General features: G+C 49.3%; 16 protein-coding genes. 9 read left to right on the top strand and 7 right to left on the bottom strand.

Going from position 1 to position 18,443, the window contains the following annotated elements; genetic code table 11:
- The first annotated feature begins 41 nt into the window (after positions 1 to 41).
- The 3 genes from C9I99_RS08280 to C9I99_RS08290 all read left to right on the top strand — a co-directional run bounded on the left by C9I99_RS08280 (position 42) and on the right by C9I99_RS08290 (position 2,788).
- On the top strand, positions 42 to 1,220 hold the full coding sequence (locus C9I99_RS08280; RefSeq protein WP_107348370.1) for a PQQ-dependent sugar dehydrogenase: 1,179 nt from the start codon (positions 42 to 44) through the stop codon (positions 1,218 to 1,220).
- A gap of 189 nt (positions 1,221 to 1,409) precedes the next feature.
- The gene (locus tag C9I99_RS27170; protein WP_166645383.1) at positions 1,410 to 1,580 is read left to right on the top strand and encodes a hypothetical protein; all 171 of its coding nucleotides are present in this window, start codon (positions 1,410 to 1,412) and stop codon (positions 1,578 to 1,580) included.
- Between the two features lie 2 nt (positions 1,581 to 1,582).
- Positions 1,583 to 2,788, top strand: coding sequence for an MFS transporter (locus tag C9I99_RS08290; RefSeq protein WP_107348372.1), 1,206 nt, complete (start codon positions 1,583 to 1,585; stop codon positions 2,786 to 2,788).
- Between the two features lie 99 nt (positions 2,789 to 2,887).
- Here C9I99_RS08290 and C9I99_RS08295 read toward each other — a convergent pair whose 3' ends face one another.
- Entirely contained in the window at positions 2,888 to 4,534 is a 1,647-nt protein-coding gene (locus C9I99_RS08295) for a methyl-accepting chemotaxis protein (protein WP_107348373.1), read from the bottom strand.
- 281 nt (positions 4,535 to 4,815) lie between these two features.
- Positions 4,816 to 5,694 carry a protease HtpX gene (htpX, locus tag C9I99_RS08300; RefSeq protein ID WP_107348374.1) on the bottom strand — a complete coding sequence of 293 codons (879 nt, stop codon included), beginning with the start codon at positions 5,692 to 5,694 and terminating at the stop codon, positions 4,816 to 4,818.
- A gap of 548 nt (positions 5,695 to 6,242) precedes the next feature.
- Between htpX and C9I99_RS27175 the strand changes: the two genes are divergently transcribed.
- Positions 6,243 to 6,401: a hypothetical protein gene (locus tag C9I99_RS27175; RefSeq protein WP_166645384.1), complete on the top strand. Its 159-nt coding sequence runs from the start codon at positions 6,243 to 6,245 to the stop codon at positions 6,399 to 6,401.
- Between the two features lie 153 nt (positions 6,402 to 6,554).
- On the top strand, positions 6,555 to 7,211 hold the full coding sequence (locus tag C9I99_RS08305) for a hypothetical protein (protein WP_107348375.1): 657 nt from the start codon (positions 6,555 to 6,557) through the stop codon (positions 7,209 to 7,211).
- 67 nt (positions 7,212 to 7,278) lie between these two features.
- On the opposite strand, the gene bioD is transcribed toward C9I99_RS08305, so the two are convergent.
- The 4 genes from bioD to bioB are packed head-to-tail and all read right to left on the bottom strand — an operon-like array spanning position 7,279 to position 10,965.
- On the bottom strand, positions 7,279 to 7,959 hold the full coding sequence (bioD, locus tag C9I99_RS08310; RefSeq protein ID WP_107348376.1) for a dethiobiotin synthase: 681 nt from the start codon (positions 7,957 to 7,959) through the stop codon (positions 7,279 to 7,281).
- On the bottom strand, positions 7,952 to 8,776 hold the full coding sequence (gene bioC, locus C9I99_RS08315; protein ID WP_107348377.1) for a malonyl-ACP O-methyltransferase BioC: 825 nt from the start codon (positions 8,774 to 8,776) through the stop codon (positions 7,952 to 7,954). Before bioC ends, bioD begins: the two co-directional genes overlap by 8 nt.
- Entirely contained in the window at positions 8,766 to 9,926 is a 1,161-nt protein-coding gene (gene bioF, locus C9I99_RS08320) for an 8-amino-7-oxononanoate synthase (protein WP_107348378.1), read from the bottom strand. The genes bioC and bioF overlap by 11 nt, the downstream gene beginning before the upstream one ends.
- Complete coding sequence (gene bioB, locus C9I99_RS08325; protein ID WP_107348379.1) at positions 9,913 to 10,965, bottom strand: biotin synthase BioB; 1,053 nt, start codon at positions 10,963 to 10,965, stop codon at positions 9,913 to 9,915. Before bioB ends, bioF begins: the two co-directional genes overlap by 14 nt.
- A 140-nt stretch (positions 10,966 to 11,105) precedes the next feature.
- Here bioB and bioA point away from each other — a divergent pair, with 140 nt between their 5' ends.
- Together bioA and C9I99_RS08335 are read left to right on the top strand one after the other, a co-directional pair.
- Positions 11,106 to 12,386, top strand: a complete 1,281-nt coding sequence (gene bioA / locus C9I99_RS08330; protein WP_107348380.1) for an adenosylmethionine--8-amino-7-oxononanoate transaminase — start codon at positions 11,106 to 11,108, stop codon at positions 12,384 to 12,386.
- 118 nt (positions 12,387 to 12,504) lie between these two features.
- A complete protein-coding gene (locus tag C9I99_RS08335; RefSeq protein ID WP_107348381.1) occupies positions 12,505 to 13,071 on the top strand; it encodes an LON peptidase substrate-binding domain-containing protein in 567 nt (188 codons plus the stop codon).
- 74 nt (positions 13,072 to 13,145) lie between these two features.
- Here the strand turns inward: C9I99_RS08335 and mlc are convergent, their stop codons facing one another.
- Positions 13,146 to 14,360: a sugar metabolism global transcriptional regulator Mlc gene (gene mlc, locus C9I99_RS08340; protein WP_107348382.1), complete on the bottom strand. Its 1,215-nt coding sequence runs from the start codon at positions 14,358 to 14,360 to the stop codon at positions 13,146 to 13,148.
- A 252-nt stretch (positions 14,361 to 14,612) separates the two neighbouring features.
- On the opposite strand from mlc, the gene queE reads away from it, so the two are divergent.
- Both queE and C9I99_RS27325 read left to right on the top strand, forming a co-directional pair.
- Entirely contained in the window at positions 14,613 to 15,293 is a 681-nt protein-coding gene (gene queE / locus C9I99_RS08345; RefSeq protein ID WP_166645385.1) for a 7-carboxy-7-deazaguanine synthase QueE, read from the top strand.
- A 150-nt stretch (positions 15,294 to 15,443) separates the two neighbouring features.
- Complete coding sequence (locus C9I99_RS27325) at positions 15,444 to 18,290, top strand: hydrogenase expression protein HypA (protein WP_208113362.1); 2,847 nt, start codon at positions 15,444 to 15,446, stop codon at positions 18,288 to 18,290.
- Positions 18,291 to 18,443: the final 153 nt, after the last annotated feature.

The raw sequence follows: 18,443 nt of genomic DNA on the forward strand, positions 1-18,443 counted from the left end.
CTACATTACTTGTACCCTACTGAACTGAGGAAGGAGCCTTCATGATTTCGGATCATATTTTATCTACTACGGTAAATTCTGTATTCATCACACTGCTATGCTTTATCGGCTTAGCATCAGCACCTAAGGTTCTGTCAGCCCCTGCAGTTGCACTTCAAGGTAGCAGTCAGGGAATGGACTACGTCGTTGAAAAAATCACGCAAACTGACGGCGTGCCATGGGGGATGGTATTCACACCCGATAATCTACTGCTGATCACCTACCGTGATGGTACTGTTCGCCTGATCAATCCTGATGATGGTTCGGTACAAGAAGTGTCTGGACAGCCGGCTATTCGTGAATACGGTCAGGGCGGTTTGCTAGATGTTGCTAAGTTGACAGCTCCTGACGGCAACAACGCTGCTCAAACTTGGTACTACTTTACCTACAGCAAGGCCAAGGATGGACAAGCTGCAACTACCCTCGCCCGTGCCCACCTCGAAGGTCACCGGTTAACACATTGGCAAGACTTATTGGTTACCCAGTCACTCAGCGATGCATCTCAACACTTTGGTAGCCGTATTACCTTCGATGACAAGGGACACGTCTTTTTTTCTATCGGAGATCGGACACATCGCCCTAACGGACAAGATCTCTCTAGCCATGCTGGCAGTATCCTGAGGCTCAACCACGACGGCTCAGTCCCCACAGACAATCCTTTTGTCGATACCGCCAATGCATTGCCAGAGATCTGGAGTTACGGTCACCGCAACCCACAGGGTTTGCAGTTCGATCCGCAAACCCATCGCCTTTGGTCCAATGAACACGGACCGCGTGGCGGAGATGAAATTAATTTAATCACCGCAGGCGCAAACTATGGCTGGCCCGACGTTTCCCATGGAAAAGAATACTGGGGGCCAATTGCCGTCGGTGAAGCCACCGAGAAAGAAGGCATCACCTCACCACTCAAGGTATATATCCCCTCCATCGCGCCGGGTAGCCTGCTACTTTATCGGGGCCCAGCCTTTCCCAACTGGCAGGGTCACTTATTTAGTGGCGCACTGAAGCTTCGGCATTTAAACCGTGTTAACGTCACCGAGACTGGACAGCTAGCCAATGAAGAGCGGTTGCTCGAAGCATTGGATGAGCGGATCAGGGCACTGGTGCTGGACTATCGGGGCTGGATCTACTTCTCAGCTGACTCTGGCGCTATCTACCGGCTAAGGCCCCAAAGCCAATAAGCCCCAATGTTCCGTACCAAGCAGGAAAATACTCCCCCTGCGGCAACATTAACACCGGACTGATATCTCAGTGCAGTTCCGAGCCATCAGGCCATGCATATTATGCATGGCACCCTTGTTGTTTTCTCATTTGAGTCATACGCTGAATTCCACTACTATCCCTGCTCTTTTTTTCACGTTGAGACACTGATGTTTTCACAATCACTCCCAGCCCAACTCATGCGTATGGTACTGATGCTAACTCTGACGCTGGTCGCGGTTCATCACTGCCAGCCGTTGTTGGACTCGCTGGCTGAGCATGCCATGAGCGGCGGTTGCCATCAGCAAAACTCAAACGATCACACTTTGACCGGACTATAACAATGAGTATTTTCCGCTTTCCACTGCTTGTGTGGATGGGCATTGCAACACTAATTATCAGCCTAGGGATCAGGCAGTCTTTCGGTATCTTCATGATGCCGATTTCGATGCATTTTGATACTGGCCGCGAATTTTTTAGTCTGGCTATCGCAGTACAAAACCTACTGTTTGGGGTCTTCCAACCGTTCGTTGGAATGGCTGCCGACCGCTGGGGCGCACAAAGAGTCATTTGGGCGGGTGCCATTGCCTATGGTTTAGGTTTGTACCTCACTTCTATCGCAGTTGAACCCAACTGGCTCTTTGTATCCCTCGGCGCCTTGGTTGGTCTTGGCTTGAGTGCGACCAGCTACGTTATCGTACTGGGGGCCGTTGCGCGCGTCGTTCCAGCGGAACATACCGCTAAAGCTTTCGGCCTTACCACTGCTGCAGGGTCTTTCGGTATGTTTGCGGTGATCCCAGGTGCGCAATACCTGCTTAGCGAATTCAACTGGCATACAGCACTGCAAGTGTTCGCGATGCTTTGTGCACTGATGATGGCATTCTCATTCTTCATGAAAGCCAACCACCAAAAATCAGCCTCAACGGCGACACCACAACACGAACTGACCCTCAAAGAGGCTCTGAAAGAAGCATTTAGCCACCGCGGTTACTGGCTGATTCACATTGGTTTCTTTGTATGTGGCTTCCACGTTATGTTCATTGCTACCCACCTGCCAAGCTACCTGGCTGATAAAGGACTACCGGGGTCGGCTGCCGCCATGGCCCTAGCCTACGTGGGGATTTTCAATATCTTCGGAAGCTATTTCTGGGGAGTGATGGGCGATAAATTTAGTAAGCGCTATGTGATGTCAGCCCTTTACATTATGCGCACCTTGGTCATTGCCGGTTTTGTTACTCTGCCTGTCACCACAGACACAGCGGCCTTGTTTGGTGGTGCGATCGGTTTTTGCTGGTTAGGCACCGTACCACTCACTTCTGGCCTGGTTCGCCAGATCTTTGGCCCTCGCTACCTATCAACACTTTATGGCTTGGTTTTCTTTACCCACCAAGTAGGTAGCTTCCTTGGTGCCTGGTTCGGTGGTCGTATTTACGACTACTATGGTAGCTATGAGCCAATCTGGTGGACAACTGTCGCACTGGCATTCTTGGCGGCGCTTATCCACCTGCCGATCAACGATGAACCACTCTACCAGCCGAAGGCCGCATAATAGGCACATAGCCAAACGGGCAGTTAAAACTGCCCGTTTTTATCTCTGGCTCATTGTGAGCCAGCGAAACAACAACCAACCAGCGCTTGCAGGTCCCTATCAAACCTTGAACTGGGATACCAGACTATCAAGCGCTTCGCTCTGATTCGCCAGGCCGTCACAGGTTTGCTGCGCACTCTGGATATTGCTCAGGGTCTCTTCGCACGCCATCACAATACTGCGGATATTGTCGCTCAAGTTTCCTGTAACCACCGTCTGCTGATCGGCCGCGATTGCAACCTGACGGTTCACATCGCTGATCATCACAATCGAATCGCTCATCGCTTCCAGCGCCATATTGGTCTGCTGCGCACGCTCTACCGTTGTGGTGCCTGCCTCGGAGTTATTGCGCATCGCCTCTACTGACTGGCCCACCGTATATTGGAGCTTTTCGATCATCACATGAATTTCACTGGTGCATGATTGGGTCTTGTTCGCCAATGAGCGCACTTCATCTGCCACCACAGCAAAGCCCCGCCCTTGCTCGCCAGCACGGGCAGCTTCAATCGCGGCATTAAGCGCAAGCAGGTTGGTTTGATCGGCAATACCGCGGATCACTTCCAGAATCGAGGAAATACCGGCGACATTCTTCTCCAGCTCCTTGATCACCACGCTAGAGCCGTCAATATCGTTTGCCAACTGCCCAATGGCCGTCACCGACTCACCCAACGTCACCTGTACTGTCTGTGACTGCTCACTGATGGAGTCCGTTACCTGAGCCGCATCCGCTGCGTGCCCGCTCACCGTTTGGCTGGTAGCGGTCAATTCGTGGGCTGCCAACTCAACTTCGTTGCATTGGGCTTGCTGTGAGTGGCAGGCGTTGAGCACCTGCGCCGTCAGCATACTCAGCTGCGACGCATCACTGCGAACATGGTGAGAAGTCGTAACCACCTTCGCCAATGTGGTATGGATCTTACTGACAAAAGTATTGAATGCCGTCGCCAGCTGGCCGATCTCATCGCTGCCAACCACTGGGATCCGGGTCGATAAATCACCGTCACCCGCAGAAATATCTTCCAGCGCCGTGGTCAACTGCTGCAGCGGATTGACGATAACACGGATCACAACCAGCGTGATAAATGCAGACACCAACAGAGAAATAATCGAGCCCGCCAGCAATATCGTGTTGGTTTCCTCACTCTGGGCCTGAACGTCCGAGACCAGCGCTAAGCGCTCGGTTTCGATGTCTTTACGTACAACTTTAAGCAGCTTTCGGATGGCTTCGAAGTCCTTCTCTGCTATTGCGTCGTTTGCATAATAGTAACTCAGCGCCTGCTCAGGGTTGGTCACCATATATTCGTAGCGCTTCTGCCATTTATCATACTCTTGCTCAAGCTTGCTTACCGTGGCACGACTGCTTTCCGATAGAAAACCGCTATCGATAAGATCATGTACAGAAGCAAGGCGAGGAAAGGCTTTGGGCGCGTTGTCATAGAAATTGAAGCGGTGGAGTTCGAGGCTGGCGTGATCATCGGGCTGGCTCAGGGCCATCGCCATCCCAGCCGTCATCACCTGGTACATATCCCGGTAAGCATCTTCCAAGTTATCCAGCACGGGTTGCACGTCTTTGCTCAACAAGCGATTGGCCTGCTGCTGCTCGTTATAAACAATAAATACTTGGGCAATTAAACCAGAGAATGCCAAGGCCACAATCGCGATAGGAATTGCCAACTTATACTTGAAACTTATATTGTTTAGCCAGCTCATACTGTCCTTATATCCTAGAGTTAGTTATTTGAATTGTCTGAAAAAATAATCAGATGTTATTGTTATTGATGCCTTGTACCACTTTTTCTCCCCCGCCTTAAAACAAATATCCGAATGGTGGTCATTGACCATCTTTATTAGCCCCGAAAGGTACCTTTAAGCATCTGTTTATATTGAAAAACCATCTGGCGAACAAGATACCTCACCGGAAATCACAGGCAAAAAAAAAGCCCCCTGAAGGTTCAGGGGGCTTGAGATAACATATTGTTAACTATGAATGATTACAGATGCTCGCCACGGCGCAGGGCATCGATACGCTTATCTAACGGCGGGTGTGTCATAAATAGTTCGGACAATGATTTCTTACCGTTGATACCAAATGCCATCATTGAACCTTCTAGCTGAGATTCGTGGCTCATCTTCAGGCGCTCTAGCGCAGCAATCATCTTCTCTTTACCGACGAGTTGGGCAGAGCCCGCATCGGCCTTGAATTCACGGTGACGGCTGTACCACATCGTCAGAATGCTCGCCAAGAAGCCGAATAACACTTCCATAATTGACGAGACAATGAAGTAGGTCATATAGCTACCACTGCCGCCTTCTTCGTCACTGTTATTGACCCCACTGATAACGCCAGCGATCAAACGAGATACAAAGATAACAAAGGTGTTCACCACGCCCTGCATAAGCGTCATGGTTACCATATCACCATTGGCAACGTGGCTGACTTCGTGGGCCAGTACTGCTTCAGCCTCATCACGGGTCATACTGTGCAGTAAGCCAGTAGAAACTGCCACCAGCGAGTCATCGCGCTTTGCTCCGGTGGCAAAGGCGTTGATATCCGCTGAATCATAAACCGCAACCGTTGGCATACCGATACCAGACTGCTGAGCCTGACGGGCAACAGTTTCCATCAGCCAATGCTCAGTCTCATTGCGCGGGTGCTCAATGACCATCCCCCCCACAGAACGTAGTGCCATTGACTTCGACATGAACAGGGAAATCAATGAACCACCAAAACCAAACAAGGCCGCCATCACCAAGAGGCCAGAAAGGCTCCCTGGTTGCATGCCTGTTACCGCATAAACGACGTTCAAGACAACACTGAAAACCAGCATTACAGCCAGGTTAGTTGCCAAAAACAATGCAATACGCTTCATAAAATACTCTTTCTCCAGAAAAGAAGGTGCTGTTCCCCCAGTAATCCCCATAACAGGGGCCACGGAGGCATCATCCATTTGTTATTGATATGTATAGTATGGTCGCTGAAACAGAAAACAAGTGGAAGTGGAAAATTGTTACGTTTCATTTTTGCTATAAAACAATTAAAGACTATTAAACAATCTTTTTATGATAATAGAAACAGCTTTAATTGGGGCTTAACGTCGAATATGTATCCCCCGGTGAATAGCGTTTGGCTTATATACTTTCATCGATTGGGCGAATACTGATTATCTCTCAAGCCCCGTATACCGATAGGGATCATCACTACGCTCTCAAGTAGCCCAACGGATAGTGGAATGCCAACAAACACGATAGCACATACCTAGCATGCGTATAATGACAAGACAACAGCAAATATGAAACAAAGAGCACTGATTGGACTAGACAGGTTTAGACTTTAGTCTTATTGTATCTAGGATTAAGATATTCTATTGTCGTATTTCGTTAGTGATGATGCATGGTATTCAATTATCAAGGAGGAATGATGGCCGATCATGAAAACTACCAGGTAGCGATTGACATCTTACGCTGTCATCTTGGTTTGACTGCAGATGAAGCGCGCAAAGAGCTAGGGTTAGACGGAAACAACAAAAAGCTTACTGATACTCAAGAAGCGCTTATTGGCTTAACTGGCAATCATTAAGTACTTCTGCTTATCACCAGATTTACCAAAAACCTCTCTGCAAAGAGAGGTTTTTCATTTTTAGCGTGATAAAATTCACGATTAAGCCGTGATTCAGCTGATAAGCATAGACTGTGCTACCTTCATTCCGCTTTCAACATACACAGGCAAGCTATGCAGTCTACAACGACCCAGGCCAACCAGCACGTGCAGGCCAACTCAGTTTATCAACCGCTCCTCAAAAGCATTTCACTGTTCCTTTTACTTGCACTGCTAATGGCTTTTTCCGCCTTCACTATCCATTACGATGTCGTGCACATCCAAAACAGTGTCGGTGAAAACTCATGGACCGAGCTGCTGCAAGAGACTTACCTCTTCCTCGTATCCGGCCTCTTTGCCATCGTTGCAATCCGCCATCCCCAGCAGCGTGGTTTTGCGGTGCTGGTAGCGGCATTCTTCGCGATCATGTTTATCCGCGAGATGGACTCGGTACTGGATCAAATTGTCCACGGCTTCTGGAAGTACCCGGCTTGGCTATTGGCGACGGCCGCCATCGGCTATGCGGTGACCCATCGCAAGACGACAGTCGAACCGCTAATACGCTATACCCAACACCATAGCTTCAGCCTGATGCTGGGTGCAATGGTTACCTTGCTGGTCTTCTCGCGCATCTACGGTATGGGGGTATTGTGGCAAGGGATCATGCAAGATCAATATATTCGTGGTGTAAAAAACTTGGCCGAAGAAGGCGTCGAGCTCCTAGCTTACAGCCTGATCCTGTTCTCAGCCGCGTGGTATTGCCTGCCGAAGCTCAAGAAAACCCAGAAATAAAAAAAACCTGCCGGCTGGCAGGTTTTTTATTTATCAATGCGTAATAAAAAGCGCATACCGCAACCTGTTAAAGGCTAAGTGGAGACAAGTCTATGTAGCTCGACAAGTTGCGCTTTTTGATACCCGGCATATAAGGGATTTCACCCAATTTTTTACCCGGTAGGTTTTCTTCCAACATACGGATGATGTCCGCGTAGTTCTCCGTACCTGGATTAATACGGTTTGCAACCCAGCCAACCACTTCCAAGCCATCATGTTGAATCGCTTCAGCAGTTAGGATGGCATGGCTCAAACAGCCTAGTTTCACCCCGACAACCAAGATAACAGGCAGTTTTTCCTGCTTAACCCAAGTCGACAGGTAGTCGCTCCAAGAAACAGGGACACGCCAGCCACCTGCTCCCTCTACCAAAACAACGTCAGATTTTTGTTTAAGGCCATCTAACCCTTTAGACAGGACATCAAACTCAATAACACGATTTTCCTGTTCCGCAGCCAGATGCGGAGAGATCGCGGCTTCAAAAGCGTATGGGTTAACTTCGTCGTACTCAAGCTCGACAACCGATGCATCTTGAATATACAAGGCGTCTGAATTACGCATACCATTAGCAGTCGGTGCACTGCCCGATGCAACCGGCTTATAACCCGCCATCTTGATATTCGCGCTAGCTGCAGCATGAAGAATGGCGCGAGAGGCTACAGTTTTACCTACTTCAGTATCTGTACCTGTTACAAAGAAAGCGTTAGTCATTAATAATTACTCCAAAACAGACTTGGTATGTTGCCGGCAGCTGGTTGTCCTCATGTCGAAACTCATCATAAGCGCTCTCTAATGCCTTAAATGTCTTGCGACCGGCCAAGCCTGCTTTTCGCCCCTGATGAATATGTGTTGCCCCTATACCTTTCAAATCTTTCATAAGGTCAACTGCCGAGCGGTAATACATGGTGATTGGCTCGAATTCTAGGTCAACCGCAGTACACCCCGCTTGCGCCAGCGCAAGTTTTATGGCCTTTTGCGAAAGAAACTGGTTCACATGTTGATATTGATCAACCTGCTCCCATGCATGAGCAAGTTCATGCAATGAGCCTTCGGCCAAGGTGGAAAACACTATTTTCCCACCCGGCTTGACGACACGCTGAAGCTCACGCAGAGGAACGGACAGGTCATCACACCACTGCAAAGCCAAGCTAGTAAAGGCAAAATCGAACTGATTGTCTGGCAATGGCAGGCATTCTGCATCTCCCTCTACATAGCTGATTCCCTCGCCACAGCGCAACCTGGCTTGCTCAAGCATCTGGCTAGACAGATCTGCCGCGCATACATGCATACCTCGTTGCTCCAGCTGCTGACTAAAATAACCCGTCCCGCAACCTAGATCGAGCACTTGGCTACCCGCAACATTAAGCACCGGTAGTTTAGCCAATAAGTGATGGCCTACCTGACGCTGAAAAGCCGCCGATTGATCATAATGTTTCGCGGCCTTGCCAAATGCATCTGCGATAGCTTGCTTATCAGTAATAACGGCACCATCCGGACCAGGGGCTGCCATTTCTGCATTATTTTTCATGCCATACCTCATTGATAGCCTGTGCCAGCAAATGAATGTCTGCTTCTTGGTGGGCTGCTGTCAAAGTAACCCGCAGCCTCGCGGCATTAGCGGGGACTGTCGGCGGCCGGATAGCACTGACCCACAGCCCTCGCTGTCGCAATTTCTCGGCTATGCTCACTGCTCTCTCACTACTCCCTACCATTAACGGTTTAATCGGGGTTTGGGTTTCGAGTACCTCAACAACCGGTGATAAGTGTTCAGCCAAGGTTTGCCCAAGCGCTGTGAGTTTTTCACGTCGCCAATCGCCCTGCTGAATCATGAGACACGCTTTGGATAGTGCGTGAGCCTGAGCGGGTGGCATCGCGGTTGAGTAAATAAAGTGGCGGGCAAACTGCACCAGGTAGTCAGCCATCGCTTTATTGCACAATATGGCGGCCCCTTGCAGACCAAAGGCCTTGCCAAAGGTCACCACTAAAATATCCGGCTTGATGCCTGCGCGATCACAACTGCCGCGACCAAAGTCGCCAAGCACCCCACAACCGTGGGCGTCATCAACCACCAGCATACTATGTGCTTGCTGGCAGACACGTGCGATATCTCGAAGCGGCGAGAGATCCCCGTCCATACTAAAGACCCCTTCTGTCACCACTAACTTGGGAGCATCTTCAGGAAGACGAGATAACAGACGAGATAAAGAGGATGGATCATTGTGGGCAAAACGTCGCATCGTTGCCGGTGAGCGCATCCCCGCCTCAATCAGCGATGCGTGATTGAGCTTATCTTGCAGCAAGTGGTCCCCCTCTTGCAGCAAGGCAAACAACAACGCTTGGTTGGCACTGAAACCACTGCTGAACAGCAGGGCATGCTCATAGCCTAACCATTCTGACAGCTGTGCTTGCAGGTGAGCATGAGGAGAGTGGAACCCGGTAACCAATGGACTCGCACCGCTACCGGCACCAAAGCGGGATAGCCCTTCTTGCCATGCTCTAACCAACTCGGGGTCTTGCGCTAAGCCAAGGTAGTCGTTGCTTGAAAAATTACGCAACGATTGACCGCCATACTGCACCGACATGGCCTGCCCACGATTTAAGCAATTGAGCTTTCGGTGTAACCCTTGAGCCTGCCTTTCCTCAAGGGCTGAAGTGATCCGTTGGTTAAACCGATGCATCGTAGAACAAATCATCCTTGCTTGGTCGTGCCGCGACTCGCTGGGCAACTTGTCCCAACAGCTCCTGCGCTTGCACTTCATCAGGCTTGGCACTTTGCTCCGTACGGTTAATACCTAGCTTGGCAAACAACTGCATGTCTTTGTCTTCGCCAGGGTTCGGTGTGGTTAGCAACTTGCAACCGTAGAACACCGAGTTGGCACCAGCCATAAAACACAGCGCCTGCATCTGCTCGTTCATGTCTTCACGTCCTGCCGATAAACGTACCGCCGACTGCGGCATGATGATACGGGCAACCGCGATGATACGAACAAAATCGAACGGGTCAACGTCATCGACAGACTCTAGCGGCGTGCCCTTAACCTTGACCAGCATGTTGATCGGTACGCTCTCTGGGTGGGTCGGTAAATTGGCAAGCTCAACCAATAGTCCCGCTCGGTCACGGGAGCTTTCTCCCATACCGATAATCCCACCCGAGCAAATTTTCATCCCTGCCTCCCGGACATGACTCAAGGTGTCAAGGCGATCCTGGTAAGTACGGGTCGTAATAATATTGCCGTAGAACTCCGGGGAGGTGTCTAGATTGTGGTTGTAATAGTCCAAACCGGCTTCAGCCAACTCATTGGCTTGATCACCGGAGATCATACCGAGCGTCATACAGGTTTCGAGCCCCATGGATTTCACCCCGCGTACCATATCGAGCAGGTAAGGCATATCGCGTTCTTTCGGATTTTTCCATGCCGCCCCCATACAGAAACGCGTTGCGCCGGATGTTTTTGCTTTTTCCGCCGCGTCGAGCACCCGTTCAACTTCCAGCAGTCGTTCGCGATCAACATCGGTGCGGTAATGCGCACTTTGTGGACAGTACTTGCAATCTTCCGGGCAAGCGCCCGTTTTAATGGACAGCAGGGTACTCACTTGCACCTTGTTAGGATCGTGGTACTGACGGTGTACCTGCTGCGCGGCAAACACCAAATCCATAAATGGCTGGTCAAATAGCGCTTGAACTTCCTCGACTGTCCAGTCGTGACGTACTTCCACGTGTAATCACCTCTTATTATGTGTCCAGCAACCCCATGTTATTACCACTGGAGTTATGCATTCATTGCTTCTTGTTACTTGGCTAGTCTACTTTGAGACGGTAGACTGTCAACTACCAAGAAGGAGCAAGGTTTACAACTGTGCAAAAAACAAACAAATCGGTCGATTTGGAATTTGACCAACAGCATGTCTGGCACCCATATACATCTACGCTCAACCCACTGCCATGCTATCCAGTTGTCAGTGCCAGCGGGGTATATTTGCAACTTGAGGACGGCAGAGAAATTATTGACGGGATGTCGTCATGGTGGTCAACAATTCATGGCTACAACCACCCCGCGCTGACCGAAGCAGCTAAAGCCCAGCTCGACAAGATGTCACACGTTATGTTTGGTGGCATTACCCACCAGCCAGCAGTGGAGCTCTGCCGCAAGCTGGTTGATATCACACCGGAGCCTCTCCAGCATGTCTTTCTGGCTGACTCTGGCTCCGTCGCGGTGGAAGTGTCCCTGAAGATGGCGTTGCAGTACTGGCATGCCAAAGGCGAACGCCGATCGAAGTTTCTCACCGTCAAGCATGGCTACCACGGTGATACTTTTGCTGCAATGTCAGTCACCGATCCCGATAATTCCATGCACAGCCTATACAAAGGATTCTTGCCTGAGCATATTTTTGTCCAGTCACCAGAATGTGGGTTTTCCGAACCCTGGCAAGAATCAGATATCGACGATTTCCGCCACCAGCTAGAGCAGCATAAGAATGATGTGGCAGCAGTGATTATCGAGCCTATCGTTCAGGGTGCGGGCGGGATGCGGATCTATCACCCAACCTTCCTCAAGCGGGTACGTCAACTGTGCGACACATACGGGATCTTGCTTATCGCTGACGAGATTGCGACCGGTTTTGGGCGTACAGGAAAATTATTTGCTTGTGAGCATGCCGGTATCAGTCCTGACATAATGTGTGTTGGCAAGGCATTAACCGGGGGCTATATGACCCTTTCCGCAACCCTCACCACTGCCCATGTCGCAAATACGGTATGCAGTGGGGCGGCGGGGTGCTTCATGCACGGACCGACGTTCATGGGTAACCCGCTAGCCTGTGCGGTTGCCAACGCCAGCTTAGATATCCTCGCCCAAGGCCATTGGCAGGAACAGGTAAAAAACATTGAAAAACAATTATCTGAGTCGTTGCCAGAGATTGAAAAACTGGACAAGGTCAAGGCTGTTCGTTGGCTGGGGGCTATCGGTGTTGTCGAGCTTCATGAGCCTGTCGATATGGCCAATATTCAGGAAACGTTTGTAGACAGTGGCGTCTGGATTCGCCCTTTTGGCACACTTGTCTACATAATGCCTCCATTTATCATTAATCAACAACAACTTAGCCAACTCACTTCGGCGATCAAGCTAGCACTTAAGTAGTATCGAAAAGCAGACAACGTCTAATGATTGTCTGCTTATACTTTTCCTGAACGTTATAGCAATCCCAACTTATGGTTGGCTCGTATTTATAATGAATAACGTCAGTAAGGCTAGAACTATGCAATTACCACTATTTCCGTTACAGATATACCTACTACCAGGTGGGATAAGTAAACTGAGGATTGTCGAACCTCGCTATACCCGGTTAGTCAAACTAGCTATGGGTGACGGCAACGGTTTCGGCCTCTGTATGAAAGATGGAGACTCTCTGTGTCATTTCGGAACCCGAGTGATCATAACGGATTTCGAAAAACTCCCTGATGGCCTACTGGGCATTACCATTAGAGGTGTGGAAAAATTCTTAATCAATAAGCATTGGCAGGAGGATGACGGATTGCGGTTTGGCGATGTCACATCGATGTCCAACTGGACCCCAAGTCAAATTAAATTCGTTGACCGAGACATATCCAATAGCCTAAAAGCGCTATTTGAAGAATACCCTGAGCATGCAGAGAATTATCCGTTGCCGGATTACAATGATATGACCTGGGTATGCCAACGCTGGCTTGAACTATTGCCGCTGGAAACTAACCAGAAGCAGTGGTTTATGAGCCGCAATGATCACCGTGCAGCATTATCCTTTCTGCACAATGTCATTGACGATCAATTAAAAAGAGAATGCTAGGCTAACAAACAATACAAGCACATGTCTGTGGATGTGAATTTTTACAAAGGCATGATGGTTTCGCATCAAAGCAATTAACCGTCAATCAACTTCATCAACAAGTGACCATCATACATCGCCTGTTTGACCAAGGCCGCACCAGGCATTGTCGCCTGGGTATAAAACGAGCTTTGTTCGATAACCAAGCTACGGTTGTAAATAGGTAACGATTGGTTACGGACACACTCCATGATCGCCGGATACAAAAGATCCTTGGCCCGATTAAATTCACCACCGATTAGGATTTTTTCCGGGTTGAACAAGTTCACCATAATAGCGATGGCCTGACCCAAATTATGCCCCAGTTCAACAATCACCTGCCTAGCCAGGGTATCTCCTGCAAGCGAAGCGTCACAGATACGTTCAATGGTCAGGGTTTTACCGTGCAACGATGAAGGATGGCCCTCACGCAATCTCTGTTCGACCTGTTCGATGACAGCCTTCAGGCTCGCCACGGTTTCCAAGCAACCATGGTTTCCGCAGAAACAGCGCTTACCATAAGGTTTAATCTGGATATGACCCAATTCGCCGACATTACCACTGCGTCCCTGCAGCACCACATTATCAAGCACGATACCGGCACCGACACCGTGATGGATAGAGACCAAAATGGAATTGGCAACATCACGCGAATTGCCAAACAACTTCTCAGCCAACGCCCAAGAGCGGGTATCATTGCCGATGAATACCGGTAACCCCGTTGCTTGATGGATAGCCGGCCCGAGTTCAAGGTTATGTACATCATAGTGCGGCATCTGAATAATCATACCGGCATCAGAATTTACCAATCCCGGTAATGTCACCGCGATGGCAGTAATGCGATCCAATTCAGTCACATGATTGGCGAAAAAGGTATGAATTTCAGCAATCAGTTTTTTCATTACTTCATCTTGATGAAGAACATCAATATCCTGACGCTCTTCCACCAAGATATCTCCACCGAGTTCATGCAAGGCAATGGTTAAATAACCACGGCCAAGACGAATCGACAAGAACTGCCAACCTTCATTAGCTGGCACCAAGCCTACCGCAGGTCGTCCCCGGCTGGATGATTCCTGAATCGCCGTTTCCTTGATGAGATGGGCTTCAATCAACTCACGAGTAATCTTGGTAATACTTGCAGGTGCCAATTGGCTACGCTTGGAAAGCTCAATGCGGGAGATTGGGCCAAACAAGTCAATAAGCTTGTAAACGCTGCCGGCATTATTTCTTTTGATATGGTCGATATGACCTGGCTGAGCGACATACATGCCTAAACTCCCGAAAAAATCTGTCATTATTTAATACATATTTAATTTTTTTACTTTGCGAAGTAATTGTGAAGCCGATTATGTTAAGTACGTGACAACGGTCACGGCGAATCATGAAAAACACCACAATTTTTGCCCTGCGTCTCATTCTACCGCAAAATTATTGCCTTTTTTTTAACAACAAAAATTAACCTATTTAAAGACAGCCTGCTGCAATTTTGCGATAATCGCCGGTCGCGAAAATCCCCCACCATGAGGTTAACGGTGTACAAAATTAACGAAGTCTTTGAAACGATCCAAGGCGAAGGCGTATTTACCGGTGTGCCAGCCATTTTTGTCCGGCTCCAAATCTGCCCTGTCGGATGTGCATGGTGTGACACCAAGCAAACTTGGAGCGCCGAACCTCAAGATCACGGCTCGGTTGTCGACGTTATGGCAAAGACGGGCGATTCACCGATTTGGACTGAGCTCGATGCTCAAGGTATCGTTAATCTGCTGACAGAGCAACAGTACACTGCCAAGCACGTGGTCATCACCGGTGGTGAGCCTTGTATCTATGACTTGCGACCGCTGACTGAAGCGCTAGAACAAGCCGGCTTTCGTTGCCAAATTGAAACCAGCGGTACATCAGAGGTACAAGCAACGGAAAACACTTGGGTTACCGTGTCTCCGAAGATAAACATGAAAGCCAAGCTGCCTGTACTTGAAAGTGCACTTGAGCGAGCTGATGAGATCAAGCATCCCGTCGGTACCCAAAAAGACATCGAACAACTTGATGAGCTACTTGCCGGCAAGCAACTCAAAACCGAGGTTGAAATAGCGCTGCAACCTATCAGCCAAAAGCCTAGAGCAACTGAGCTGTGTATCGAAACCTGCATCAAGCGTAACTGGCGCCTTTCTATTCAGACTCATAAGTACTTGGCCATCGCATAAATCGGGCCGAAGACGGCTGTCTTACTTTCAGGACAGCCGCTCTATATCCGAGACCCATCTCCTTTCTTAACTTTGTATCTTTTTGTCCTATCTATACTCAGCTGAAAACAAATACCAATAAAAGAGTTATCACCTATTGGGGAATGCAATATGCGCAGTTATATGGGATATACCCTGCTGTTTGTCAGCAGTATGCTGCTTTCTGCCTGTGGCGGCGGCAGTGACAGCCCCGCTCCTGTCGCGGGGACACCGGTACCGGTATCAACAACCTTCACGGTTTCTGTCGATGCTCCCGACGGTGTGGTTCTTGCTAAACAACAAGGCTTCTCTTTGATTCAACCGGCCTATGCTAACGCAGTCAAAGACCTTACCGATCAGAACTTTGCCGCAGTCTGGCTGGATGATAAAGGCAAAGTCTTTGATTCTATCGACATCACTCGGTTTGAAGCTCAAGGGGATGGCAAATATGTCCTAGATGCCGGTACCCGGGCAAGAATAAATGCAGTACTGCTTGTTGATCTCGATGGTGTGCCCGAGTTCACCCTCGGTGAAAGCCTACCTAAAGGCTTGTACATGACACCGCTCGCCGCTGAGCGCTTGGCAATATCTCTGGAGTCATCACTGACCTATTATGCCCTTGCCCAGCGTGTCGTCGCCGATGAGAGTTGGGGAGTCTTCAGCGATGTCTTTGAATCCGGCGCTCAAGGTGCTGTGGCCCTCGCCCTGGAAGACATCAACAAAATAGCCATTGATATTCGTGACACACTGTTTCCCAAAATTGGTGTTCAAGGGCTAGCACTGATCGATCTGATGAACCTAACCATTGTCAAAACGATGACTGAAGGTCGGCTGGAACGTTTCTTCACCGAGCAATCCGCCACTCAGGCCAACATACTGGCGATCCTAAATGACGGATATTGGGAAATCAGTGCCTCTGAGGGTAACGACGGCAAAGGTATTTTTGCTGACAAAACATCCTATGACGGTAGCGAAACGACAATCAGCGAATTCAGTTGGGATAAAAGTGGCAGCGAAGATATCACTCTCACCGAACTGTTCACTTACCTCAGTAATTCAACCAGCTTTGGTTCCGATGATATCCGCTCGCAAGTCTTGACGAATCAAGGCTGGACTGGACTTTTTGAATACCTCAAGGTGCAATTTTCTACCGACCGCAACGCTCTGCTGACAGATGCGGCACTTACTACCGCAGCAGAAAAAGGGGTCACGTTAGAAGCCAAAGTCTATCCGTTATCAGGTAAAAAAATGCACGATTTTTTATCGAGCAGAGACAATCATTACCTGACCCGCTATATCCCAGATGACACTATGTTTTCAGCCGGTTCCTCAGGCTTTTTCTTCACATGGCGCCCAGAAAACGAGACTTACCTGCTGTGTGACACGACCAACAACAAGGACACCTGCCGTGCCTACCCAATCCTGACACCGGATGCTGGTTTTACTTCTCTTGAAGACATCAAGACACCACTATTCGATATCGGTATCACTATCGATCAGGTCAACGGTTTCAAACTGAGCGATAATATTGTCGCTGAGTTCATCGGTGATGATTTCTTTACCGTGCGCTACTGGAGTCGTATTGCCGCCAACGAGTGGACGATCCAAGACACGGGAGTCTGGGCTCCCACCACCGTATCAGGCAAGCCGGTGATCAGGTTCGATATACCGGATATCATCAAGCAGCTAGCCGATGACTACCCATACAATGGCCGCAACCTGTTCCTTGTCGAAGACCGGGGGTTCGTCAATATCGGTGAGGTATTGCTAAAACTGTCAGAGTTCAACTTCTCAGGTTTTGACAATGATGCCAAGGCCCAAATCTTTGCCGCCGCCACCCGAGACAACCTGCCACCGTTTGGTGAATGTGCCTTCGGTGACACCCGCTTTGCCAATGAAGGGTTGTTCCTCAACGCCGTGACTGAATGTGGTGGTGATGAGCGGTTCACGACCCAAGCAGTCAACGATTTGGTGGATAAAACCCTGGTACAAATCAGCAATGATGGGGAAATCACCGCCCATATCCTACGCAATGACAACAGCTGGGAGCATTACCGCAACACTCTCGAAGAAGCTGGCTCCCGCAATTGGTCTCTTACTGAAGAGGGCTACTTGAAACTCGTCGGTGATACCAACATTGAAGATGAATTCGACTATTGGTCGCTGACCAGTTACGAATACCAACAGAAGCTACTGGCGATTAAGGTATTCAGCCAACAGGGCCAGCAAGCCCAAATATCTAGCTTAATGGCCCGCGAATATATACCAGGCACATTGGCTGCCTGCCTTGATGGCGACTCGGGCTGGGATCAAACCACGACCACACCTATGGTCAAAGAAAGCCTCTCAAGCTACAACGATCACGTTCAGCAGTGTAAGCAAGTTTGGTTTGGTCGAAACCCTGTATTTAGTGAAGGGCTACTCATTGGACAAACCGGCAACAATAGCGATGATAAAGCCCTGACATTTGCCAGTGACAGTTCACGCTACCTAAAACTGAGTGATAATTTTAAAGGGGAATATTTCTTAGGCAGCTATGTCGATCAAGACGGTTGTGGTTTTAACTTCGACATTCGTTGGAAGATTGAGGAAGACGGGACCCTATACTACGAAGCCATTGATGGCTCGATGAACGAACGGATCCAGCTTACCGATACCGACGGTTTGAAACTGGCCATCAAAGCCTTCAACCACCAAACCCGCTGGCAAACAGATGAAACCTTGCTCTATGGCAGCGATGAAGGTGAGGTTTGGAGTGATATTGTCACGCTGATTGATGCCAGCCAAGTGCCAAATGTTGTGCCCGTCGAACCACCGCCTCCGGTTGAAGAAGAGACACCACCAGAGGGTGAGACCCCACCAGCTGAAGGTGAAACACCGCCGGCTGAAGAAGAGCCTGCGGGGCCTCCTGGCGGCACGATCCTCAACGATGGCCAGAGCTGTGCCTACCTTGAAGTGCCTGAAAATCCTGTTCCGTAATTGGCACCAAGATGATAAAGAAGCCCGGGAAACCGGGCTTTTTGCATCGACTTACCCTCCCAGAATGCTATCCCCCCGTCACGCAAAACAAGAAATGATAAGCCCGACTGGTTTAGAATATCGAAGAGAGAGCAAATCGATCAGTCAATGAAA

The organism is Photobacterium lutimaris, assembly GCF_003025555.1.
GTDB lineage: Bacteria > Pseudomonadota > Gammaproteobacteria > Enterobacterales > Vibrionaceae > Photobacterium > Photobacterium lutimaris.